Origin of the sequence: Streptomyces sp. KR55 (assembly GCF_052245645.1) — a bacterium.
Lineage (GTDB): Bacteria > Actinomycetota > Actinomycetes > Streptomycetales > Streptomycetaceae > Streptomyces > Streptomyces flavusporus.
The window spans coordinates 1-22,424 of record NZ_JBQQCE010000120.1 but is presented as its reverse complement, the minus strand read 5'-3'; the positions used below and the strand labels follow the sequence as shown (position 1 = coordinate 22,424).

23 protein-coding genes and 3 pseudogenes are annotated in these 22,424 nt (G+C 67.0%); 14 read left to right on the top strand and 12 right to left on the bottom strand.

The window, feature by feature from the left end; all coding sequences use genetic code 11:
- Positions 1-214 precede the first annotated feature (214 nt).
- Positions 215-1,942 (top strand): LysR family transcriptional regulator, encoded by a 1,728-nt coding sequence (locus ACTWQJ_RS19360; protein WP_443307883.1) that lies wholly within the window; start codon positions 215-217, stop codon positions 1,940-1,942.
- 110 nt (positions 1,943-2,052) lie between these two features.
- Complete coding sequence (locus ACTWQJ_RS19355; protein WP_443307882.1) at positions 2,053-2,625, top strand: DUF4240 domain-containing protein; 573 nt, start codon at positions 2,053-2,055, stop codon at positions 2,623-2,625.
- 55 nt (positions 2,626-2,680) lie between these two features.
- On the opposite strand, the gene ACTWQJ_RS19350 is transcribed toward ACTWQJ_RS19355, so the two are convergent.
- Positions 2,681-4,210, bottom strand: a complete 1,530-nt coding sequence (locus ACTWQJ_RS19350; protein ID WP_443307881.1) for a S1 RNA-binding domain-containing protein — start codon at positions 4,208-4,210, stop codon at positions 2,681-2,683.
- 443 nt (positions 4,211-4,653) lie between these two features.
- On the opposite strand from ACTWQJ_RS19350, the gene ACTWQJ_RS19345 reads away from it, so the two are divergent.
- Positions 4,654-5,217, top strand: a complete 564-nt coding sequence (locus ACTWQJ_RS19345; protein ID WP_443307880.1) for a transposase — start codon at positions 4,654-4,656, stop codon at positions 5,215-5,217.
- 55 nt (positions 5,218-5,272) lie between these two features.
- Here ACTWQJ_RS19345 and ACTWQJ_RS19340 read toward each other — a convergent pair whose 3' ends face one another.
- Together ACTWQJ_RS19340 and ACTWQJ_RS19335 are read right to left on the bottom strand one after the other, a co-directional pair.
- Positions 5,273-5,644: a hypothetical protein gene (locus ACTWQJ_RS19340; protein WP_443307879.1), complete on the bottom strand. Its 372-nt coding sequence runs from the start codon at positions 5,642-5,644 to the stop codon at positions 5,273-5,275.
- A 178-nt stretch (positions 5,645-5,822) separates the two neighbouring features.
- A complete protein-coding gene (locus ACTWQJ_RS19335; RefSeq protein ID WP_443307878.1) occupies positions 5,823-6,455 on the bottom strand; it encodes a TetR/AcrR family transcriptional regulator in 633 nt (210 codons plus the stop codon).
- A gap of 179 nt (positions 6,456-6,634) precedes the next feature.
- Here ACTWQJ_RS19335 and ACTWQJ_RS19330 point away from each other — a divergent pair, with 179 nt between their 5' ends.
- The 7 genes from ACTWQJ_RS19330 to ACTWQJ_RS19300 all read left to right on the top strand — a co-directional run bounded on the left by ACTWQJ_RS19330 (position 6,635) and on the right by ACTWQJ_RS19300 (position 13,235).
- Positions 6,635-7,399: an SDR family oxidoreductase gene (locus tag ACTWQJ_RS19330; RefSeq protein ID WP_443307877.1), complete on the top strand. Its 765-nt coding sequence runs from the start codon at positions 6,635-6,637 to the stop codon at positions 7,397-7,399.
- A 155-nt stretch (positions 7,400-7,554) separates the two neighbouring features.
- A complete protein-coding gene (locus ACTWQJ_RS19325; protein WP_443307876.1) occupies positions 7,555-8,655 on the top strand; it encodes an NAD(P)-dependent alcohol dehydrogenase in 1,101 nt (366 codons plus the stop codon).
- 40 nt (positions 8,656-8,695) lie between these two features.
- On the top strand, positions 8,696-9,184 hold the full coding sequence (locus tag ACTWQJ_RS19320; RefSeq protein ID WP_443307884.1) for an ATP-binding protein: 489 nt from the start codon (positions 8,696-8,698) through the stop codon (positions 9,182-9,184).
- 330 nt (positions 9,185-9,514) lie between these two features.
- On the top strand, positions 9,515-10,270 hold the full coding sequence (locus ACTWQJ_RS19315) for an SDR family NAD(P)-dependent oxidoreductase (RefSeq protein WP_443307875.1): 756 nt from the start codon (positions 9,515-9,517) through the stop codon (positions 10,268-10,270).
- Positions 10,271-10,770: 500 nt separating this feature from the next.
- The gene (locus ACTWQJ_RS19310) at positions 10,771-10,971 is read left to right on the top strand and encodes a hypothetical protein (RefSeq protein WP_443307874.1); all 201 of its coding nucleotides are present in this window, start codon (positions 10,771-10,773) and stop codon (positions 10,969-10,971) included.
- 6 nt (positions 10,972-10,977) lie between these two features.
- Entirely contained in the window at positions 10,978-11,241 is a 264-nt protein-coding gene (locus ACTWQJ_RS19305) for a DUF2461 family protein (protein WP_443307873.1), read from the top strand.
- Between the two features lie 704 nt (positions 11,242-11,945).
- Positions 11,946-13,235, top strand: coding sequence for an FAD-dependent monooxygenase (locus ACTWQJ_RS19300; RefSeq protein WP_443307872.1), 1,290 nt, complete (start codon positions 11,946-11,948; stop codon positions 13,233-13,235).
- Between the two features lie 367 nt (positions 13,236-13,602).
- On the opposite strand, the gene ACTWQJ_RS19295 is transcribed toward ACTWQJ_RS19300, so the two are convergent.
- Positions 13,603-14,169 carry a dihydrofolate reductase family protein gene (locus tag ACTWQJ_RS19295; protein WP_443307871.1) on the bottom strand — a complete coding sequence of 189 codons (567 nt, stop codon included), beginning with the start codon at positions 14,167-14,169 and terminating at the stop codon, positions 13,603-13,605.
- Between the two features lie 313 nt (positions 14,170-14,482).
- On the opposite strand from ACTWQJ_RS19295, the gene ACTWQJ_RS19290 reads away from it, so the two are divergent.
- Positions 14,483-15,562, top strand: coding sequence for a hypothetical protein (locus tag ACTWQJ_RS19290; protein ID WP_443307870.1), 1,080 nt, complete (start codon positions 14,483-14,485; stop codon positions 15,560-15,562).
- Here ACTWQJ_RS19290 and ACTWQJ_RS19285 read toward each other — a convergent pair.
- Together ACTWQJ_RS19285 and ACTWQJ_RS19280 are read right to left on the bottom strand one after the other, a co-directional pair.
- Complete coding sequence (locus ACTWQJ_RS19285; RefSeq protein ID WP_443307869.1) at positions 15,559-15,876, bottom strand: hypothetical protein; 318 nt, start codon at positions 15,874-15,876, stop codon at positions 15,559-15,561. The two genes, ACTWQJ_RS19290 and ACTWQJ_RS19285, sit on opposite strands and share 4 nt — an antisense overlap.
- A 505-nt stretch (positions 15,877-16,381) precedes the next feature.
- The gene (locus ACTWQJ_RS19280; protein ID WP_443307868.1) at positions 16,382-17,410 is read right to left on the bottom strand and encodes a DMT family transporter; all 1,029 of its coding nucleotides are present in this window, start codon (positions 17,408-17,410) and stop codon (positions 16,382-16,384) included.
- A gap of 147 nt (positions 17,411-17,557) precedes the next feature.
- Here ACTWQJ_RS19280 and ACTWQJ_RS19275 point away from each other — a divergent pair, with 147 nt between their 5' ends.
- Entirely contained in the window at positions 17,558-18,010 is a 453-nt protein-coding gene (locus tag ACTWQJ_RS19275; RefSeq protein ID WP_398904525.1) for an Lrp/AsnC family transcriptional regulator, read from the top strand.
- 28 nt (positions 18,011-18,038) lie between these two features.
- Here the strand turns inward: ACTWQJ_RS19275 and ACTWQJ_RS19270 are convergent.
- The 5 genes and pseudogenes from ACTWQJ_RS19270 to ACTWQJ_RS19250 all read right to left on the bottom strand — a co-directional run.
- Positions 18,039-18,456, bottom strand: a pseudogene (locus ACTWQJ_RS19270) (aminotransferase class I/II-fold pyridoxal phosphate-dependent enzyme); the annotation flags it as partial.
- Positions 18,457-18,731: 275 nt separating this feature from the next.
- Positions 18,732-19,439, bottom strand: a complete 708-nt coding sequence (locus ACTWQJ_RS19265) for a DUF4328 domain-containing protein (RefSeq protein ID WP_443307867.1) — start codon at positions 19,437-19,439, stop codon at positions 18,732-18,734.
- A gap of 318 nt (positions 19,440-19,757) precedes the next feature.
- Entirely contained in the window at positions 19,758-20,129 is a 372-nt protein-coding gene (locus ACTWQJ_RS19260; protein WP_443307866.1) for a hypothetical protein, read from the bottom strand.
- Positions 20,130-20,137: 8 nt separating this feature from the next.
- Positions 20,138-20,275: a hypothetical protein gene (locus ACTWQJ_RS19255; RefSeq protein ID WP_443307865.1), complete on the bottom strand. Its 138-nt coding sequence runs from the start codon at positions 20,273-20,275 to the stop codon at positions 20,138-20,140.
- A 313-nt stretch (positions 20,276-20,588) separates the two neighbouring features.
- Positions 20,589-20,741: a hypothetical protein gene (locus ACTWQJ_RS19250; RefSeq protein WP_443307864.1), complete on the bottom strand. Its 153-nt coding sequence runs from the start codon at positions 20,739-20,741 to the stop codon at positions 20,589-20,591.
- A gap of 194 nt (positions 20,742-20,935) precedes the next feature.
- On the opposite strand from ACTWQJ_RS19250, the gene ACTWQJ_RS19245 reads away from it, so the two are divergent.
- Positions 20,936-21,214 carry a hypothetical protein gene (locus ACTWQJ_RS19245; protein WP_443307863.1) on the top strand — a complete coding sequence of 93 codons (279 nt, stop codon included), beginning with the start codon at positions 20,936-20,938 and terminating at the stop codon, positions 21,212-21,214.
- Positions 21,215-21,220: 6 nt separating this feature from the next.
- Positions 21,221-21,957: pseudogene (locus ACTWQJ_RS19240) on the top strand (IS5 family transposase); the annotation flags it as partial.
- Positions 21,958-21,962: 5 nt separating this feature from the next.
- On the opposite strand, the pseudogene tnpA reads toward ACTWQJ_RS19240, so the two are convergent.
- Positions 21,963-22,196 (bottom strand): annotated as a pseudogene (gene tnpA / locus ACTWQJ_RS19235) (IS200/IS605 family transposase); the annotation flags it as partial.
- Positions 22,197-22,424: the final 228 nt, after the last annotated feature.

Sequence of the window (22,424 nt, the reverse complement as noted above, 5' to 3'; positions counted from 1 at the left end):
CTCGCACAGCAGATAGATCTTGGTCGACTACCTGCCATACCCGAGGTCCCGTCTCCATGCCTCCACAACACGCCGCCCCCACAGGCGATTTGACGGATCGCGTCACACGCTAACTACGCGGCATTGCATCAGTACCGATGAGTTGAACGCCCTTCTCACCCCGACCGACGTCGGCATTCAGTCCCTGGGGATGCACACGCCGAAGAGCGCTGCCATGACTGCGGCCGGTGTCGTTCTCGCCGTGGACATCCTCAGACGACCGGACATCCAGCAAGCCGGAACCTCCGCACGCTGGATCATCCAAGCCGAACGCGAGTCGCGCCCATCACCGGGCCGAAGCCTGCTCGCCCCCTGGGGCACCGGCACCACCGAAGCCCTCCGCGCGGTCCAGCTCGCGGCCATCGGTCCTCAGCTCCAGGCTGTCTACCAGCTCCGCTACCGCGTTCAGAACTTCCATCCAGGCACCCAGCCAGACCACATCCCCGTCCAGCGTATCCGCTCACTCCCTGCCGCACTCTGGCCCGAACTCGCCCTGGCCCTCGCACCGCCCGAACTCCACGACCACCGGATCATGAGACCTGCCTTGTCCTGTCTCATCGGGCTCGTCGGCAACCGCCAGTCCATCGACGTCATCGCCGAACGCCTGGGCCAGGCCACCACCGGATTCATGTCCTCCCGCATGCTCGGCCACCTGCGAGAACACCAGCAGTGGCCAGACATCCAGGCCGCACTGATCCATATCGCGGACTACCTCGACACCTGCCCCGCCCCGATCGACTACGAGCGGCGCCGACGCCTCGACTACACCCTCCTGCTCCCCGACGGCCAATGGTTCGATATCGCCCAGCAATGCGACATCGTCCGCAGCACAGGCACCCTCGCCCGACTCTTCAGAAGCTATGTGTTCCTGCGTATCAGCGGCCTGCCCGCCCGAATGGCACCGTCCACCTGCACCCCCGAGAACAACTCCGCCCGCAGCCAACACGCCATGCGCTACCTCCGGTTGACCCCCGAGCTTCTCGCGCATCTCGACCACGCGGCCGAGGAATTCCTGCAGCGCAACCGCATCACCGACGAACCCGTGACCTGGTACCCGCCGGACTATCTCCTCCACGACCTCGGCCTGCCCGGACATCGCGCCTCCGAGATCAATATCAAGGAGCTGCACAGTCTGATCCGCCAGGACGAAATGACGGCCACCGCTGCCGCCGCTGACCTGCGGACGACGATTGACGTCGTGCGCTGCCTCCTCGACCGGTACCCGGCACCCGATAGAAGCGAACGACGCTCGTGGCCCGCCCCCGTCTCCGACCCCGTCCGCGAAGTCCTTGACTCAGCCACCTTTGCGCGGCTCTACATCGATCAGCGGATGTCCCTGCGTGCCATCGGAGAGCTCTACGGCGTCCAGGCCGACGTGATCAGAGGTATCGCCGACGAGTACAAGATCCCGATCCGTACTCCGAAGGAGTACCGACACCGTCAGGAGATCACCCGCGAATGGCTTCACGAGCAGTACGTCACACGCCGTCGCACCCTCGCCGACATCGCCGAGGAGACCGGTATGACCATGGCGAACGTCGCCAAGTGGGCCAGGATGCACGAGATCCCCTTGCGTCCTCGCGGCGGCGCAAGCCATGACGAGAGCCTCCGCATTCGGGAGAAAGCCAGACAGGCTCCCCGCTTGCTGCGACCCGCACTCAACGGCCTCGCCGCTGAAGAACACCTCCGGCGGTTCGTGAAAGCTTCCGCCTATCCCACCCTCGGCGCGGCAGCCCGGGACATGGGCGTCAACGGGCCCACCCTCGTCTCTCAGATCAACCGCCTGGCCCGCGAACTGGGCGGCCCGCTACTCGAACGAGCCGAACGGGGCCGGCCCATGAAACTCACGCCACTCGGCAAGCGGGTCGTCAGGGCCGCAACGGGTTGGCTATCCGCACCGTGAATCCGATGGGACTCGGAATACGGGGTCGGCTCGAGCGGCACGTGATCACGGTGGAGGCCGTCCACCCCGACAGGAGCCTTTGTCAGACCCAACTGGCAAAGTGCCCAGTTATGGACACCTCTGAGTTCTGGACCATCATCGAGGCCGCCCGCTCGGCCGTCGGGCCAGACAGGCCTTTCGACGAAGCCCTGGTTGATGAGCTGGCCACCTGCACCCAGTACGACATCCTCCGCTACCAGGAACGCTTCGACGAGGTGCATGACGCCGTGTACCGATGGGACGTGTGGGCCGCCGCCTACCTCATCGGCGGCGGCTGCTCGGACGACAGCTTCATGGACTTCCGCGCCGGCCTGATCGCGCTGGGCCGCGACTGGTACGAGAGGACGGCAGCCTGCCCGGACAGTCTCGCTGAGCATCCTGCGGTGATCGCCGCCGCCGAGGCATACGACGATGAAGCCGTCTTCTACGAGGACGTCAACTACGCGGCCAGCGGCGCGTTCAAGCGCGTCACCGGCGGTGACGAGGACTTCTACGACGCCTGGGACGAGTACGCAGCCTCACGTGACGGTTCCGGCCAAGGCTCCGAAGACATGGGCGAGGACTTCGAATTCGACGATCCCGATGAGATGCGACGCCGACTCCCAAGGCTCGCCGCCCTCTACCTCCGCGACACTGCACATTGAGCAGCAGCGAAAAAGCGGAGGGCGATGCCTGTGGGCACCCGGATCCGGATGTGTGTCAGGCTCCGGGTTCGTCCCGGCGGGCGGAGATCGCCTGCCGGTGCGAGAGCGTGATGCGGCGCTGGAGTGGGTCGATGTCCAGGATCTTGACTGCGAGTGCGTCCCCGACTTGGATAACCCGCTGCGGATGGTCCGGATGCCTCTCGCCCAGTTCGGAGTTGTGCACCAGCCCCTCGAAACCGTTCTCCACCTCTTCAATGCGTACGAACGCGCCGAACGGTACGAGCTTGGTGACGCGGCCGACGATGGTCTGGCCGATCTGTCCGGTCAGCAGCCGCATCGGATCTTCGTGCAGGGCCTTGAGCGACAGTGACACGCGTTCGCGGATCGGGTCGACGTCGAGGATTTCGGCGCTGATCTCCTGACCGACGGCAACGACGTCGGAGGGGTGGTTGATGGGACGCCATGACAACTCAGGGATATTGATCATCGCCTCGAAGCCGCCGATGTCCACGAAGGTGACGCCGAAACTAGCGATCTGGGTCACGGAGCCGGTAACGATCTCGCCTCGGTGAAGGGTCTTGAGGAAGGCCCAGTTCCGGTCGCCCGGCGTCGGCTCGGTCCGCCAGCGAGCCCTTACCACTCCGTCGCTGTCGGGCATGACGGCGGTGAACAAAGGTGTACGCTCATCGGCGTACATGGGGAGAAGCGTTGCAGCGCTGGTACCGGAAATCCGGGTGGCCAGCTCCGGGAACTCGTCCTCGTCGACTATGGCGCTCTGCAGCCGACCAGCCTCGTCCTGCCAGATGCATTCGACCAGGCCCTCGGCGGGGCGGGCGCCGAGGACCGCGTCGATGTCGGAGGACAGGTCTGGCCAGACGGCCAGCCGAGCGCGGGGAGCGAGGCCGGCACGCACGGTGTCGATGGTGTCGCGGGTGAGGCGGTGCCACCCCGAGGCGCCTTCGACATATGCCACCTCCAGGATTCCGGCACGGCGCGAGGCGACGGCCCAGTGCAGACCGGCCCAGAACTCGTCGTCGCCGGGCCGCTGGATGTCATCGCCATCGGTTTCCACGTCGTACGGAGACGCGTCCACGCGTTCCGGGAACAGCCCGAGCGCACGAGTCCGGACCAGCGCCTCCTCGCAGGGCTGGCTGCTGCCGATGTAGAGGTACTGGTCCCATCCCACGTGCACCGCGAAGGCATCCTCCGCCTCCAGCCGACACCAGGCTCCGCCGTCACGGAGCATGATCCGAACCAGTGCCAGCGCGATGTCGAGCGGTACCTCTGCCCCGTCGTGGAAGCCAGACGGGCCGGTCGGGAAGAGTCCGTCCAGGCCGAAGCCCTCCAGCGGCTGCTCGACACCGAAGTGCACGAGGGACGGGACCTGCGGCTCGCGAACGGCCAGGTGATCGATTCCGGTACTCACTGCGAAGGCCTCGACCGCTTGAAGATAGGCCGCCTCGACCTGGCCATGATCGCTGACCGTGTCCTCGGGGCCGATGTAGTGGCCGTGTTCATCACGGTCGGTGGGGTCGTACTTGGTGACGCGATAGACGTAGGGCAGCACATCCCCATCTTCCAGCATGGGCCGGACGCGGCCCTAGGAAATGCCATGGGAGTTGAGACTCAGGTGCAGGAACGTGTCCTGAGACAGATGAGGAACTTGCTGGTCAGTCGTGCTGCGCTATGCCACGAGCCGCGAGATCCTACATTTGTTGTGGGATCTCAAGTTCGGCTGCACAATCTCACCGCCCGCTTCATATCGACTGCACTCTGCGTGTTCCTTGACGAACTCGCCTACCGCGCACGGCACATCGAACTGGTCGGCCAGCCCTGCCGCAGCACCTCCCACCTTGTCTGGGGTTACGCCTCCCTGAGCTATCCTGCGCGCATGCGCGGACAGTTCACGGGCTGGCCGGAGCAGGCCATGGACGTGTTGTGGCAGCTCCAGGGCGAACCGACCCACGCGACCCGCGAGCGCTACCGCGCGGAAGATCCTCGCCGCCCTCTGTCGAACGGGCCACTCGCGTGCACGGCATCACGCTGCTCGGCCCGGTGGTCCCCGACCACAGCCGTCAGGCCAGGGCCAGCTCAGGCTTCGCCAAATCGGCCTTCCCCGTCGACTGGGACCGCCAGCAGGCCACCTGCCCACAGGGCGCGGTCAGCCGGGAGTGGAGACCACTGCGGATCAGCGGACACGACTACCTCCAGGTCAAGGTCGCCAAGGCCGACTGCCTGGCCTGCCCGGTCCGCCCACAGTGCACCACCTCCGCCACCAGGCCCAGGGCCCTCGCCCTGCTGCCCACCCGCGAACTCCACGAGATCCAGATGCGCAACCGGCTCGACCAGGCCACCGAAGAGTGGCAGCGCCGCTACGCGATCCGCGCTGGCATCGAGGCCACCCTCTCGCAGAACGTCCGCACCCACGGCCTGCGCCGCTCCCGCTACCGAGGCCTGGCGACAACCCACGTCCAGCACGTACTCACCGCACTGGCCTGCAACATCACCCGTGTCGCGGACTGGCTCGATACCGAACCCAGAACGCGACGCCGGGCCACCCGCTTCCGCACCCTGTGCACAGCCGCCGCATGACCTACCAACATCACCAACAGAGTCACGCCGTTCAGTTAGGGCGGAGTCGGGTGTGTCAAGAGGTGTCCGTGAGCATGGTGATGCTGATGGTGGCCTTGTAGGTGGTCCGGTCGATGGCGGGTCCGCGTGCGTTGTATTTGGAGATCGCGCGTTTGACGATACGGTCTTTGGTGCGGACCCGCCGGGCGGCCAGAAGCTGGGCCAGGACGTGGTGGCCGATGGTGCCGACCAGGTCGACGTGGGTGTCGGCGATGACGCCGGCGGCCAGGACGAGCTGGTCGCGGGCGGCGGCGAGGGCAGTGGTGAAGCCCGCGCGGTCGGGGTCGGTGCCGGGGATGCTGTCGGTGGCGTCTGTCATCGCGATCCGCAATGCCTGGTAGGCGGTCAGCAGGGCCCAGACCTCCTGCTCAAACTGGCATGACCCCATCAGGAGTAAGCCGCGAGGGTGACAACCGCTTGGTAGGTCGGCCTCCCTCGGAGCTCGCGGACGAGCTCAGCGCCTACCTGGACAGGCTCGACACCCCAGCGAGGCGGGGCGCCAAGCTACGAAGCGTCCTTCTGCCTACTGGCGCTCTTTGACCGACAGGGTCCAAGGGATGAGCGGCTCAAGCCTTCTGCTGCGTGGCGCGTTGGGCCTCGCGCGACAGGCTGCGGGCGATGGCGGCTGCGTGGGATGCCACGTCTTCGGCGGTCGCGTGCCGCCGTCGCAGGAAGCCGCTTCGGTGCAGGGTTGCGTATCCGTGGGCCCCCGCAATTTGCTGTTCCAGCAGCTCCAGAGCACTCTTAGCGTCTCCACCGGTGACTCCCAGCGCGGCGGGCAGCAAGACGTCCATCACGCCACGTCCGGCCTCCAGCAGTTCCTGGTCGCCAGCGCCCTGTAGCTCCTCGGCAAAGATCAAGTCGAACCCAGATCCGTGTTCCGCGGCGAAGCGGGTGTACGCAGTTGCTGCTGCTGCGGTGGCCTCGACCGGGTCGAACTCATCGCTGGCCTGCTCAGCAGCTGAGATTGCCTGCCGCAACTCGCTCGCCAGCTGGTGTGCTGCGGCGACGGCGCAGGCGATCAGCAGTGCCTGCCGGCTGGGGAAGTGACGGTATGGGGCTGCACTACTGACCCCGGCCCGGCGGGCGACCTCGGCCACCGAGAGCGCGTTGACGCCCTGCTCGGCGATGACCTCGAGCGCAGTCGCGACCAGAGCGGCCTTGAGGTCCCCGTGGTGGTACGTGCTGCGCTTCGGCACGGCTATCCCTTCCTACTGAATGTAAGAACCACCTTACATTCAGTTTCCCCTTGGAGTAGCCCCTCGCATCATCCCCACCCGCGGACGTTTGACTCGATGAGAGAACCCTCTTACATTTAAGTAAGAGGGTTCATACATCGGGCCTGACCTGCCCCTATGGCTGAAATGAGGAGTGAAGTATGTCTGCGAATCTGGAATCTACGGTGGCGATCATCACAGGAGCCAGCAGCGGAATCGGCCGTGCCACCGCGCTGCGGCTTGCCGAGGAAGGCTCCGCTGTGGCTCTGGTCGCCCGCCGTCGCGAGAGGGTGGAGGAGCTCGCTCAGACCATCACAAACAAGGGTGGCCAAGCGCTGGTGGTGGTGGCTGACGTGAGCGACTCCGACGCCGCGGCTGGCATCGTCGAGCAGGTCATCAACCAGTTCGGACGACTCGACATCCTGGTGAACGCCGCTGGTGTCATGCTCAACGGAGACTCGGTCCGTGCCCGGGTCGACGAGTGGGACCAGATGGTGGACGTCAATCTCAAGGGTCTGATGTACATCACCAAGGCCGCCCTGCCGCACCTCCTGGAGGCCGCGAAGACCGCTGACCGGAAGGTCACCGATGTGATCAACATCAGCTCGGTGGCCGGGCGGCATGCGGCGCCCACCGTGGCGATCTACAACGCCACCAAGTTCGGGGTCACCGCGGCCACCGAGTCCTGGCGTCAGGAGTACACGAAGCGGAACGTGCGCTTTTCCGTGATCGGCCCCGGCGCCGTTGACACGGAGCTCTTCGGGCACCAGCAGCCGCAGGTCCAGGAGAGCGACGAACAGCTGTTCGCGGGCGTCGAGAAGCTCCACCCCGAGGACATCGCCGACGCGGTCGCCTACATCGCGACCAGCCCGCGCCGTCGCGCCATCAACGAGATCGTCATTCGCCCGACGGACCAGTCGTTCTGACCTGCTGAAGCCCATCGCCTCGTCATCACGGCCAGCTTCGATGCCCATACGAATGAGGAGGCAACGGTGCGGGGGCGACGCGTCGCCCCCGCACCAGCACAGCGCGTACATGGTGGAGCGGGACGCGTACAACATCGCATTTAGCAGGAGGAAGCATGCCAACCAAAACGCACGCCGCGGTGATCAGGGCCGAGGGTGTTGTGGAGTTGGAGGACATCAAAGTCGAGGATCCGCGGCATGACGAAGTTCTTGTCCGGATCGAATCCTCGGGGATCTGCCGGACCGACCTGGAAATCCTCGAGGGGACCCTGGAACTGCCCCTGCCCCTCGTGGCGGGTCACGAAGGCGCCGGCGTAGTGGAAGCGGTAGGAGCTGACGTTACGACCGTCGCTCCCGGCGACACCGTCGCTCTGGGCATCGCCGCCTGCGGTGCGTGCCCCAGGTGCCGTGCCGGTTACTACCCCTACTGCGACAACCACGCCCCCATGAACTTCGCGGGCACGCGCCTCGACGGCTCCACAGGCCTCCGTGATGCTCACGGCTGGCCCGTGCACGGCCATTTCATGCGGCAGTCGTCCTGGGCCGGCTACGCACTGGCGCACGCGAGCAATGCGATCAAGGTCCCCGACGACATCGACCACGGCGTTCTGGGCCCCTTCGGGTGCGGGATCCAAACCGGGGCCGGCGCCGTGTGGAACACCCTCGGTGTCGAGCCGGGCACCAGCGTGGCTGTCTTCGGGCTCGGAGCCGTCGGACAGGCCAGCATCATGGCCGCAAAGGCCGCTGGCGCCACAACGATCATTGCCGTCGCCAACCGCAGGCCCAAGCTGGACCTCGCACTCGAACTCGGCGCGACGCACGCCGTCAGCACGGCCGACGGCGATGTCACCGAGATCATCCGCGAACTGACCAGTGGAGGCGTCCAGTACGCCGTGGAAGCCGCCGGAAAGCCCGGAGTCATGAGCACCGCCGTCGATGTGCTCATCGAGACGGGCCACGCCGCGATCACCGGCGTTACTCCCGTCGGCGAAACGTTCCCGGTCGACGTATGGAAGATGCTCCGAGGCCGCACGGTACACGGAACAACCCTTGGCGACGCGGCGCCAGCCGTCATCCTGCCCCGGCTGGTCGACCTCTACCGACAGGGCCAGTTCCCCGTGGACCGGCTCATGACGCACTACCCGCTCGAGGACATCAAGCAGGCAATCGCCGACCTCGAAAGTGGTGGCACCGTCAAGGCCGTCCTGCACCCCTGACCGCGCTCACTTCGTGATTCCTCCGCTACAGGAGACACCAATGATTACGCCAGCTTATGCTGCCGTGCTTGGTCTGCACTGGATCAATTCTCCGAGGATGCCGGGAATCGCCGCCGACTCCGACAAGGTCCGGGTGTCCCCACCCGGTACTGTCTTCGTCTGCCCGCTTCCTCGCATCGCTCAGGACGTAGGCGTCGTGCGCACACGGGCCCGAGCCGTCCTGGACTGCTTGGGCCTGCAACCGGACAGCGCGGCCGACGTCCTTTTGGTGGTCTCTGAGCTGGTGACCAATGCCGTCACCCATGCCCTGCCCCCCGCTGTCCTCCGGCTCTCATGGACGCACCGACGACGCAGCCTGCGGATCGAGGTCGCTGATGGAGGGCCATCGCCTCGGCACCGCGACCGGAGGGATCGTCCGTCGGACGAAAGCGGCCGCGGCATGACCATCGTCGCCGCCGTGGCCAACCGCTACAGGGTGATCACCCGGCCTGACGGTGTCACCCGATGGGCGGAGGTGTCCGTGACGTGACCTCAGCCCGGACCATCCCTACCGTCCCAGGTGCCGGATTCACCGCCTGGCGCACAGCATCCGATTCAGCAGTCAGCGGCAGCCCTTCCCGAGGCTGCAGCGCAAGGACCTGTTGCAGCCCAGGCCGTCACCGACCTCGGCGGTGGACCAGGTGGCCGCAATGGGATCAAAGCGCCTATTCTCCGCATATGTGCGGGATCAGGTGCCCGGCTCCGATGGTTCGGCCGGCAGGGAATCGAATGCCACCAACCGGCTGTGGACACACGTCAATCGGGGCATCACGACCAAGCCCACCGGCCCCCGTGCCGTCACGGAAGTACAGGAGAAGCAATGCCTCAAAGACTGGAGGGGAAAGTTGCCCTCGTGTCCGGCGGCGCGCGAGGGCTCGGAGCAGCGATTGTTGAACTCTTCGCCGAAGAAGGCGCTTCCGTTGTCTTCGGCGACGTGAGGGACGAATTGGGCAACGCCCTGGCGAGTCGGCTGCGGGAGCAGGGCGCCTCAGTCTCGTACTTGCATCTGGACGTGACCCAGTCCGAGGACTGGTCCTCCGCCGTTAGGCTTGCCCAGAACGCGTACGGTCGGCTCACGACGCTGGTTAACAACGCCGCCGTGTACCACCCCGCCGGGCTGATGGACATCACCCCGGATGTGTGGTCGCAACTGCTGAGGGTCAACCTCGATGGCCAGTGGCTGGGTATGCGGGCCGCTACTCCCGCCCTTCTCGATGCCGGCGAGGGTGCCGCCATCGTCAACGTGTGCTCGCTATGGGCCAATATCGGCAGCCCAGGCTCCGTGGCCTACCACGCATCCAAGGGCGGCGTGCGCAGCATGACCAAGTCGGTCGCCCTGGAGTTCGCCGAGAAGGGAATCCGCGTCAACTCGCTCCACCCCGGAATGATCGACACCGAGTTCGGCGGCGGCAACGTTACGAAGGAAGACCTGCAGGAGCAGGTCAAGGTCGTACCCATGAAGCGCATGGGCTCTCCCCGGGAGATCGCATACGGCTCCCTGTTCCTGGCCTCGGACGAATCCCGCTATATGACGGGAGCCGAGCTGATCATCGATGGCGGATGGTCCGTGCCATGACCATCGAAAGCGGTTTACGCCCGGGCGGCGCGCCCCGCAGTGAACATGACACACGGTCCGGTTGCCCCATGCGCCTTCGCACGTGGCTCGGGGCCACCCGCACCAGAGCTTCAGCGTGCGCCAGCGCTGACTCCGCCTTCGGCAGTTCCCTGGTGATGCATGTGCTCGTGGTCGTCACGGGCAACCATGCATTTGTGGTCGACCTCCCGGCCAGCCGTTTTCGTCAAACCGACGAGCCACCCGTTGGCGCGCGTTCTTTGCCTAGGACGCCACTCAGCAAGTTCCAATAGCCGGGGGTTACCAATATCGGGCAGGTGCGGGTCGTGGGGCAGGATCGTGGTGTGCGTTTCCTTGCGGGTCCAGGGCGCGAGTGGCCCAGTGGATGCCCTGGCCGGTGTTGTCGGTGACGTAAGCGGAAGCCTCGTGTAGCGAGCACGATACCTCGCCGTCGCCGTCGCCGTCGCCGTCGCCGTCGCCGCGAACGCCTGGTCCGACAGCCGATGATCGCCCTGCTCAACGCGGTCGCGGACACCGACCCCCGGTACGAGGACTTCTCCGTCTGGCACTACCGCACCGACTCCTGGTGGTGGCAGCACAAGGGCGCGGTGATCCGGCTCGGCCGCAAGATCGAGATCGGTCTTCGGTTCGCCCTGGACGGCCTGCGGATCCAGGGCGCCTGGTGGTACCCCGATCCCGGCTAGGTGGACATGTTCCGCAAAGCCGTGGCCTCCGAGGGGAGTGGCCGCGAACTGTCCGCCATCGTCGAGGACGTGCGGAAGAAGGGCTACGACATCTCCGGGGACGTGATGAAACGCCCCCCGCGCGGCTATCCGACGGACCACTCCCGTACGAACCTGCTGCGCCACCGTTCGCTGATCGCCGCCCGCCCCTCGGCTGCGAGGAGTGGCTGCACACCCCCGAGGCGGTCGACCGGGTCCTCTCGGGCGCCGCCGACCTGGACGCCCTGCTGATGTGGCTGGTCCGCCACGTGAAGCGTGCCGCCTGACATCCGTCCGGCACCTCGGCCAGGGGGACGGCACGGTCGAAGACGGGCCCCGGATCGAGGGCCCCGGAGAGCACATCCGGCAGGAGTTTGGGAATGCAGGCGCAGACAGCCGACCGCACCGCCGTTCCGGGTGATAGCGGGCCGTGAGACACCGCAGGTCACGATCTGCCTGTCCGGAGCGGCCTCAGCAAACCTGGCAGGGATACACCGAGAGCCGAGACAACCGCAGATGAAGCAGCATGAGATACCGCGAGAAGTCGCAGGTCACAGCCTCGGCGTATGCAGCGAAGCGCCAGACCCTACACCCGCTGTATGGTCTCGCGGCTGATGTCGTAATCTCACGGGCCGTGTCGTACCGATGTCGTATACGACATCACCGTGAGACTAGCGCGTGGGTGCTTGTCCGTTCTCATTGGTCCTTTCAGCGTCTCACTGTGTTGCGCGCAGATCTGGCGAATTCTCAAGCGGCGGCCTAGCTGACAGGCTGGCTCGCCTGGTTTACGCCAGTCTGGGTTGATGTGAGTCTCATCGGAGTTGGCGTTTCTCATCAATGTCTGCCGTGACCGATGAGTTTTGTGCGGATCCGTGGTCGATACGGCTGGATACATCGACAGCGGTGGGCCTGTGCTGGGGACGTTCCAGCGCGGGAGGAAGCACATGGAGGCTGTGATGAGCGTCGACGACTCCGACCAGGGGCACGCGATCCGGACGGGCGGGCAGGGGACGCGGGTGAGCGGTCCCAGGGTGTTGGTGGCGGGGGCGAGCATCGCGGGACCCGCGCTGGCCCACTGGCTGCGCCGGCGGGGGGCCGAGGTGACCGTGGTGGAGCGGGCTCCCGAGCTGCGTCCCGGCGGGCAGGCGGTGGACGCGCGCGGGGTCGCCAAGGAAGTCATCGGGCGCATGGGGTTGGACGCGGCGGTGCGCGCGGCGTGCACCGACACCGCCGGCGCGCACACCGTGGACGCGGACGGGCAGGTGCTGGAGACCTTCCGTGCCGACGACGACGGTGGCGACGGGTTCATCGCGGACATCGAGATCCTGCGCGGGGACCTGTCCCAGGTGCTCTACGACGACACCCGCGACGGCGTCGAGTACGTCTTCGGCGACCGAATCGCCGAGCTCGCCCAGGACGCGGACGGGGTCGACGTGGTCTTCGCGGGCGGCAACCGGCGGCGCTTCGACCTGGTGGTCGGGGCAGACGGGCTGCACTCGGAGCTGCGAGCGATGGTCTTCGGGCCGCATGAGCGATTCCTCCGCCACCTCCGGAACGTGCTGGCCTTCTACAGTGTGCCCAACGAGTTCGGGCTGGACGGCTGGCTGCTGGAGTACCAGGATCAGGAGTCCGGGCGCTCCGCCCTCCTGCGGCCCATCCAGGACGCCACCCGGGCGATGGCCATGTTCTACTTCGCCTCGGCCGACTTCGACGTCGACCACCGTGACGTCGCGGCCCAGAAGGTCCTGCTGCGGGAGCGGATGGCGGGCCTGGGCTGGTTGACCCCGGACATCCTCGCGCACCTGGACGACACTCCGGCCTTCTACCTCGACCAGGTCGCCCAGGTGGTGATGGACCGCTGGTCGAGTGGACGGGTGGGGTTGCTCGGGGACGCGGCGTTCAGCTCGTCGCCGATGTCCGGGCAGGGCACCGGGCTGGCCCTGGTCGGCGCCTACCTGCTGGCCGGAGAGCTGGCCGCTGCCGGATGGGACCCCGACGCCGGGTTCGCCCGCTACGAGGCGCGGATGCGCTCGTTCGTCGAGGCCAACCAGGAGATCGGCCGGTTGAACGCCCGCAGCCGCGACGTCCCCGGGCCAGACGCCGAGCCGCGCCCCGATTTCGCCAGCGAATGGTTCACCGAGCTGGTCGGGCGCGCGATCAACGGCGTCGAGCTGCCCGACTACGCGGGGGTGCCGGACTCCGCAGCCCCGGCCGGATCGCCGATCACCTCGTCGGCCAAGCCGTAGGTGTCACATAGCGTGTCGAGAGGGACCACGCTTCGGTAGGACACCGCCGGACGACCTCCGCTCATGCCGCATGGTGCGCGTTGGAGCGCCCGTTCGGCGGCCAGGCCACGTTCCGATGAGGCGGTGTTGGCTCGGAAAACTGACAAGCTCGATGAGAATCCACCGCGCGGGGTCTCTGTGGTTCTGTCACTTGCCTGGTCGGCGCTCACCGGAGCTGACAAGACCATTGAGACATCGACCCCGTGACGTCCAAGCCCACTGATCCCCGGCCGGATCGCTCGCCCGTCTTGTCTCAAGGCAGTTGTCAGTACGCAGCTCGCCGACATGGCTCCCTGACACGATGGATGAGAACGGACAGTGCTGCTGCTCAGCGCCTCGTCTCGTACCTGGTCAGGACCACGCCGCCGGGAAACGTCCGCGTCTCCACCAGGTTCAGGTTCACCCAGCTGTCCAGCGCGGTGAAGAACGGCGTGCCGCTGCCCACCAGGACCGGATAGGCGGCGATCGCGTACTCGTCGATCAGCCCGGCGCGCATGGCCGCCCCGGCGAGCGTTGCGCCGCCGATGTTCATTGGGCCGCCGTCCTCGGCCTTGAGCCGGGTGATCTCGGCGATCGCGTCGCTGGTGACCAGGCGGGTGTTCCAGTCGACCTTGTCGATCGTCGAGGAGAACACCACCTTCGGCGTGTCCCGCCAGTTCCGCGCGAACTCGATCTCCGCCGGGGTGGCGTTGGGCTGCTGGTCGCCGGTCGGCCAGTAGGAGCTCATCGTCTCCCACAGCTTGCGCCCATACAGCGACAGGCCACTCGCCTGCTCGTGGTCGAGCCACCAATGGAACAGCTCGTCGCTCGGCGGTCCGCTCCAGCCGATGTCGTCGCCGGCCGCGGCGATGTAGCCGTCCAGGGTCAGGTTCATGCCGTAGATCAGTTTCCGCATGGCCCAGCCTTCCGTCCGTGGGTGTCCGGCGTATAGACCAGCGCGGCGCGGGAAACTCATCGGTGCGCGATCTGGGCTCGCCGGTAGTCCTCGTGCTCGGGGCTCAGCGTGGTGTACTCAGCCGACACGGGCAAGCCGCCTGATCTCGACCTCGCCCTCGCGAGGAAATGCCCCGGATTTGAGACTGATCATGGGTGACAAGGCCGTGAGACAGCCAAGAACGCCCAGGTCACGCAAGATCGACATGTCGCGAGCGGCGAGACCCTACACACCGGAGACGGTGTCGGTGTCGGTGTCCGACCGGGAGGGACGCGTGGGGGAGTGGCAGCTACGGCGCTCGCTGCCGGGACTGGCGATGGAGGCCGGACTCGGCGAGGTGCGGCGGGTGCATCACGAACGCTGGCACGCGTTGGTGCTGGTGATCGCCAAGCTCGGTCTCGACTGGGCGACCGTGCTGTTCCTCATGGAGGCCTTGTCCGAACTGGACTTCGACCCGGGCGTCAGACCCGTCGCGGTGTTCATCTGGCTGGGGGGTTCCTGGGGCGGCTTGGTGTATTGGCTGCTGGTCCGGGGCGGGAGACGGTGGTACGCGGTGTGCGATGGCGGTCTGTTGGTGGGGATGGGAGGAACGGAGACGACCGCCATCGCATGGGACGCGGTGGAGGGGGCCGCCTTGGTGCAGGGTGGCGAGGCTCGGCGCGGCTCGTGGCGGCTCTTCTGGCTCGACGGCGGCAAACAGCGGTACGTGACGTTCCGTACCGTGACCGCCCGTGAAGCCCTGGTCGAGGCCATCGAGCTCCGGGAGCCGGTGCCGACGCCGCCGGCTCAGCGGGTTCTTGCCGGCACGGGGCTCGTGGCTGTGGCCTCTGTCGTGGTGTGGGCGGTCACGCTGTCGCCTCTCAGTGATGTCGTCATGGCCAGTCGGCCTTACTATCTGCGGGACTTCGCGCGTCTGTGCACGAACTCCGATGCCCCGTATGCCAAGGCGGCCCCTTACAGCGCGAGCGGCCCGCATCCGGTGGTCCTGTTCGATGAGGAACACGGCGCCGACCCGGTGGTCACGTCTGCGGGCAAGGGCTCGGGTGATCCGGACCCGGATGACGTTCAACTGGTGGCGTGCAGCCGCCTCGAGCAGCGCACGTTCGACATGACCTGTGCGTTCTCGGGTGGGTGGAGTGTGACGTACTATCAGGGCCGCTACCGCATCGACGTATATGAGGCGCGTACCGGCCGCAGGGTCGGCGGGCAAACGGTGGTTGCCGACAACCATCTCTTCTGCTCAGGCATCTTGGTGCGCCAAGGGGAAGGCGGCGGCCACGAGGAGGATGTTTCCGTCCCGGCCCAGGAGGAGTACCAGCGCATCATCGACGGTGTCGCTGCCGGCTTGCCCTAGTAGGCGCCCGCTTCCCTTCCTGCCGGTGCAGCCAGCCGGTACAGCCGGGCTGCGGGCCATCGGTTGGCGCCCTCAGCGAGGTAGGCGGACACGCCGGTACGCCGAGCGATGCCGATGAGGGCGGGGACGAAGCCCTGGTTATCGAGCGAGCTGTGCACGGTGGGCGCGAGGCGGATCACCGAGGCCCTGACGCCGCGCCGGGACAGCGCGACGGTCGCCTGCTCCGCCAGGTCCGGCGCGCCGCCGGAGCGGGCTCCTGTTCGGTGCTGAGCCGTCCCGGCGGGAGCAAGCGACTCCCCTTCCCGGTGTCGCATCCGCCGACCGGCCAGAGCATCCCACTCGGTGGGACACCACCCGGTCGACCAGGCCGACGAGGAACGGAAAGGGCTTCGTCGGTAGGGCGGTTGCCCGGGCATTCGACCACCAGGTATTCGATGGGGCCACGTTGTCGGATTCGTCACTTACGTCGCTCGCGGCGACTCCTCATGCGGAGAACGCAGCGCCCGGCCTCGCCGAGCAACGACACTGCTGCGGCCACGAGGATCGGGAGGCGATGACACCCCCTCATCCATGACACCCCTCCTCCAGTGGACCACCCGACCAGGGGGATTCGCATGTCGGCCGATTTCGCAGGCGTGCACCACCAGCAACCTGGGCCGCCAGGAGGGAGACGGGCCGACAGAAGTACTTCCGGCTGCCACATCGCCGTCACGGCGCAGCAGACCTGCGAGGCAGAACTCGCCGCCATGGATCATCTCGTCAATGCGGCAGGTGACCTGCCTCAACACGGCAGTACGTGACAGCCGTGAGCCTCAGCGGCTACCGAGTCCCGTCGATCACGCCGTGCGCGGTCGGGACAGCCGCTTTGGGCTCGTCCGGTACGGGCCCCGCCTCCGCCGCAGTCCGAGCGGTCGCAGTCCTGGAAGACTCGCTTCTCCCTGCGTCCGGCTTCGCTGTGGTTCCCTGTCCCTGCTCGATCATGCCGAGCGCCACCCCGACGATGATGATCACGCCGCCCGTCACCTGGGCGAGCCGGATCGACTCCCCGTTGATCACGACGGCGCCGATGACGCCGAAGACCGGGACCAGGTTGAGGATGTTGACCGCGACGCTCGACGCCATCCTGCGCAGGCCGTAGTTGTAGAGCAGGAAGCCGCCGACCGAGCACGCCACGGCCAGGTAAACCAGCAGCGATGAGGCAGTCGCGCCGGGCATCCGCCAGTCGTCGGCCTCCAGCAGAGACGCGAGCAGGAAGCCGGCCGCGCCCGCCAGGGTCTGGTAGTAGGTGACGCTCGCGGCGTCCTGGCCGGCGCTCGCGCGCTTGCCGAGCACGTTGTAGCCGGCCCAGGCCAGCCCGCCGAGCAGCAGCAGGATGTCCCCCAGCCAGCGCGAACTGCCGCCGACCTCGGCCCCGTTGCGTACGACGAGGAAGGCGCCGACGGTGGCCAGCAGCACGCCCGTCACCCTCAGCAGCGGCATCCGGGTGCGGAAGACGACCAGTTCCACCAGCATCGTCATCAGCGGGTACGTGGCCACGATCAGCGACGCGTCGGATGCCGTGGACAGGTCGACGCCGACGTTCTCCAGGATGAAGTACACGGTGATGCCGAGGAACCCGCTCAGGTAGAGCTGCCGGCGCTGCCGCGAGTCCGGCCGGGCCGGGCGGTGCCGGCTCAGCCGTACCAGCACGCCCAGGAGCAGCGCCGCGAGGGTGAACCTGATGGCGCCGATACTGAGCGGGCCGACATCCTTCAGCACCTGCTTGGTCACCGCGTACGAACTGCTCCAGAACAGCGCGGCCGCCATGACCGCACACACCGCCCACACCGTGGGCCCTCGTTCACGCATATCAAGTCGCCCCTCTCCACTACCCACTGCCGCCGACCACACCATGACCGAACGAACGTCAGTCAACTAGGCTGGAGGCTAACAAGATCATCGAAGGTGATGTGAAGAGTCCGAATTACCTTCGGAATCCGGCGGGGTGAGGCGAGCATGGACGAACTAGATTCGGCGTTGGTACGGATGCTCCAGGAGGACGGTCGGCGCACCAACCGGGACATGGCCCAGGAACTCGGTATCGCCCCGTCCACGTGTCTGGAGCGCATCCGGTCGCTGCGCAGAAGCGGCATCCTGACGGGATTTCACGCGGAGGCAGACCTCGCGGCGATCGGTCGCGGGCTGCAGGCGGTGATCGCCGTACGGGTCCGCCCGCCGACACGTGCGGTGATCGAGGCCTTCCAGACCTTCCTGGAGAGGATGCCCGAGGTCATCTCGATCTTCGTCCTCACCGGTAACGACGACTTCCTCGTGCACGTCGCGGTCCGGGACACCGACCATCTGCACGCAGTGGTCCTGGACAAGCTGACGAAGCGCCCGGAACTCGCCGACGTACGCACGTCGGTGGTCTACGGACACATGCGCAAGAAGGTCATCGGTCCGGCGTGACACCGGCGCCGACCCCGCTCGCGGCGGGTCACCGGGCCGGTGGTGCGGTCTCCTTGGCCGCCGCGGTCAGCAGGTCGTGCGCCTCGGGGCTGCCCACGGTCACCCGCAGGGCGCTCAGCACATCCCAGCCGTGCCCGAGGAGCGCCTCGCGGGTCCGCTCCCGCTCCACGACGATCCAGGCCACCCGCTCGAAGAGTTCCGCCTCCATGCGCAGCCCGGCCAGCCCGTACGCCTTCAAAAGGTGTGCAGTGCCAGCAGGTTGGGCCGGCCATGGTGCAGCACGACACCGTCGGGGCGTCCGGCGAGCGGCAGAACTCGAAGTACGCCTCGTCCAGGACGATCAGGACATCGCCGGGCACCCGGTCCAGGAACCGCTCGAGTCCGGCGGTGCCGACGGCCGTGCCGGCGGGGTTGTCGGGCTCGCACAGGAAGACGGCCTTGGTCCGGGGGGGCGATGGCGGCGGCCATGGCGCGAGGGCGTCCATCAGCCGCCAGGTTGCTTGGTCGGTACCGAGGTGATCCGGTAGCGACGCCGCACGTTGCATGCCTGGCGCCGTCTCCACCGGCCTGCCCGGCGTGTTCTTGTGCTCGGCGCCACCCTGCCGGACCCCGGCGCCGACGGCATGTGCGGGGCCGGAGCGGGGCGCCGGTGCTGCGCCGGCATCCGGGCCGCCTGACGGGGCGGGCGTACGGTCGGCGGGGCCGATACGGATCGCGGACGCTACACCGCGGTCAGGTACGGCCCCTCGGTGGTCTTCCGCCAGTGCATGGCCGTCAGACGGACGACGAAGTACACCGCGGCGCCCGCCGCGGCGATCTCCAGGGCGTCGGACACCATGTACTGCATGACCGCGTCGCGCAGTTCCACGAGGGTGTCGGCTCGGTCGAAGTGCCGAGCGGCATACCGGCTGAGCAGGGTGTTGAAAACGAACAGACCCCACCACAGGTTCACCGGCCACATCGGTGCACGGAAAGACTCGCCGTCGGCCGGCAGCGGGGACGCGGCTCCCCACATGTCGAGGGCGATGCGATACGGCATCCACAGGTTCGCGATCGGGATGAACCAGGCCCCGATGGCCCAGCCCGGGCCGTTGCGGAACCGGTCCGGTGCCAGCAGCCCGGTGCTGCGCCGCATCCGGAAGAACCAGACGATGAACATGACGGCACAGGGAGCGTACGCGCAGACCTGGATTTTTCCGGCCGTTTCGTACTGCGAGTACGCGGCGTCCAGCTGAGCTTGCGGGGCGGTGGCGAAGCCGAAGTCCCCTTTGATCAGGGTGTACAGCCGGACGCCCGCATACACGGCGAACACACCACTGAGGGCCACCGCCGCGAGCAACGCCGACACCGTGATGAGCATCCAGCGCGACGGGCGCGGGATCCGGCCAGGCAGCAGGGCATACGGGCGTGGATTCTCGAAGACGGACATGACGGAGGCCCCCCACGGGCAAGGAAAAGGAACCGCATGGCCCGCGGAAGATCGCGTGCGGAGGCACGATACGCCTGACCTGCCATTGCGTCCATGCCGATGCCGACAGCCGGGCTCGGATGCCGACCTGCCGACCCACGACCGTTCCCGTTCTGCCCGGAAGGTGACGAGGCCGGCGAGCTGACCGGCGACGAACTCCGCCGTGGGCCGGGCGCGCTGTCGCGGTTCATCCCCAGGGCCGAGCTGGCGGGATCTTCGACGCCGGGCTCCGTCGTGCTGCAGCGCTGCCGCTGGTGCGGCGGCGCTGCACTGCGTACCTCAGAGAATAACGATGCAGATCACGACGGCGACGAAGGTCGCGAAGAAGATCGCCTGCTGCTTGCCCGTGATGTCTTCCATCGGCTGCCCCGAGCGCGTCAGAGCCAGCTGGCGCCTGAGGTACCCGGCGAAGACGAGCCGCAGGACCGCCAGGGGCAAGGTGCCCAGGATGAACAGCTGCAGCGCTTGGCGCGCCCCGTCGCCGGATCCGCGCAGGGCCGTGTAGAGCCCTGTGGCGAGCGTGACGGACGCCGCCGCGATCAGCTTGTTCCTGGTCTTCGTGGCCAGGGACTGCACCGCCGCCGCGAGGGCGAGGCCCGCGACGATCGCGGCGATCCACCAGTGCGTGAGCGTGAAGTGTGCGGTGAGCATGGGCGTTCCTACCAGTCGAGGCGGTCGGCGATGCCGCTGACCACGCCGCCCGTGACCTCGGAGACCTTGGCGCCGACCTCGTTCACGTAACCGAAACTCTCCAAAGTCTTGCCCCTGCCCCTGAGGATGCCGCCGACCAAGAACATGCCGAGGTCCTCCTTCTTGAACTTCGCGCTGCCCCACCGTAGCCCATACCGGCCGCGATGGCGGTCGCGCCCGCCAGGCCCCAGGACACCAGGCCCACGCCAGCGGTGACGGGCAGGATCGGCGGGAACCAGATCGAGGCGATGCCGAAGCCGAGGGCGGCTACTTCGAACCAAACATGTTCTCCGGAACAAAACGCTCTTTTAGTCCAAGGTGGCGTCTTTCCGGCGCCCACATTGCCCATTCCGCAAGTTCCGATAGCCGGAACTACCAGCATGCTCGCTGCTCAAAGTGGTCTTCTCCGATCGAGTGGGGTCACGGGTGCAGGGCGAAGCAGGACGGCCGGTCGAGGTCTACGGCCGTCACGGTGGACCAGCGGGAGGTGAGGAGTTCGACGTCGGATGGGGTGATGCCCAGGCTCTTGAGGGGATCGTCGTCGGCCCGCCGTGCGGCAAGCTCGGTGACCACCCAGAAGGCCCCGCCGGGGACGAGGAGTTGAGGGATCCGGTCCAGGAAGGCGCTCTTATCGGTGATGAACCGGACTGCCTACAGGTGACGACCGGGGTTTATCTGGAGCAACCTGGCCCCCACGCCACGCCTGAGGACCCGTCCTGGTCTCCGTCCAGGTCTTCCCGTTCCCCGACGCGGAGGCGTCCAACGACATGAACACCTACCTGAACGGCGAAGCGCGATGGCGCCTCACCATCTGGCGCACTCAGACCGGGGCCGGCCACAACCCCCGCGCTGGTGGCGTCGAGTGGCACCAATGTTCTCACTGGTCGAACATCCAGGTGAGGCACCGCTACGTGATCGCCGCGCTGGCCCTGCGCACCGACCTCACCTATGACGACGAAGATGACCCCAAGTTTGTCCCCGGGCTCATCTCGGCCGTCGGCAAGGCCGCGGACTCCTGTAGGCCGCAGAACTACCGCGGCAACTGATCCCAACGGCAGCCCGGCCGCAAGCGTCTGGATGACCGCAAGGTCCTGTCCGGCATCCTGTTTGTGCTCTACACCGGCATTCCGTGGGAGTTCCTGCCCCAGGAACTGGGCTTCGGCTCGGGGATGACCTGCTGGCGACGCCTTCGCGACTGGAACGACGCGGGAGTCTGGCAGCGTCTGCACGAGTCGCTGCTGGCCGAGTTGCACGCCGCCGGCGCGCTGGACTGGTCCAGGGCGGTGATCGACGGCTCCCATGTCCGGGCCCTGAAGGGCGGCCCAAAACCGGACCGAGCCCGGTCGACCGTGCCCGGACAGGCTCGAAGCACCATCTGATCACCGAAGCGCACGGCATTCCACTGGCGGTGTCACTGACCGGCGGAAACCGCAATGACGTCACCCAGCTCATGCCCTTGATCGAGGCCGTCCCGCCGGTGCGGGGCCGACGCGGACGGCCCCGCCGACGGCCGGACACCATTTACGCCGAACGCGGATACGACCACGACAAGTACCGCAAGCAGGTCCGGGCCGCCGGAAGCACCCCGGTCATCGCACGGCGCGGCACCCAACACGGATCGGGGCTGGGCGTGCACCGATGGGTGGTTGAGCAGAGCTTCGCACTGCTGCACTGGTTCCGCCGGTTACGCATTCGCTGGGAGATCCGCGACGACATCCACGAAGCCTTCCTCAGCCTGGCCTGCGGCATCATCTGCTGGCGACGACTGAAGAACCTGTCACTTTGTTAGGGGTTCTTAAGCGAGCCGACCAGCCGCGACAGCGCGACCTTGGGCGGGTAGTGCACAAGGAGATGCACGTGATCGCTCTCGCCGTTGAACTCACGCAGCTCGGTGCCGAAGTCGGCGCACACGTCACGCATGATCTCCTCGCAGCGCTGGATCTCGTCGGTGAACGGGCCGCGCCGGCACTTCGGTGTGAAGACCAAGTGCGGGTGGAGGGAGTGGACGACGCTACGACCCCTGCGGATGTCAGGATTTTGCCCCTATCGAGGCGACAAAGATCCTATGGTGAGATCTGTGAAGATCGTGCGGCAGGTCAAGCTCGTGCCGGATGCCACGCAGGCACCGGCGCTTGAGCGCACCCTGCTCGCGATCAACGAGGCGGCCAACTGGGTGTCCGCCACCGGCTTCGAGCACTTCGGGCTCAAGGCGTCCGTCCGTGAGCTGCGCAAGCTGTGTTACGGCGAGCTCAAGGC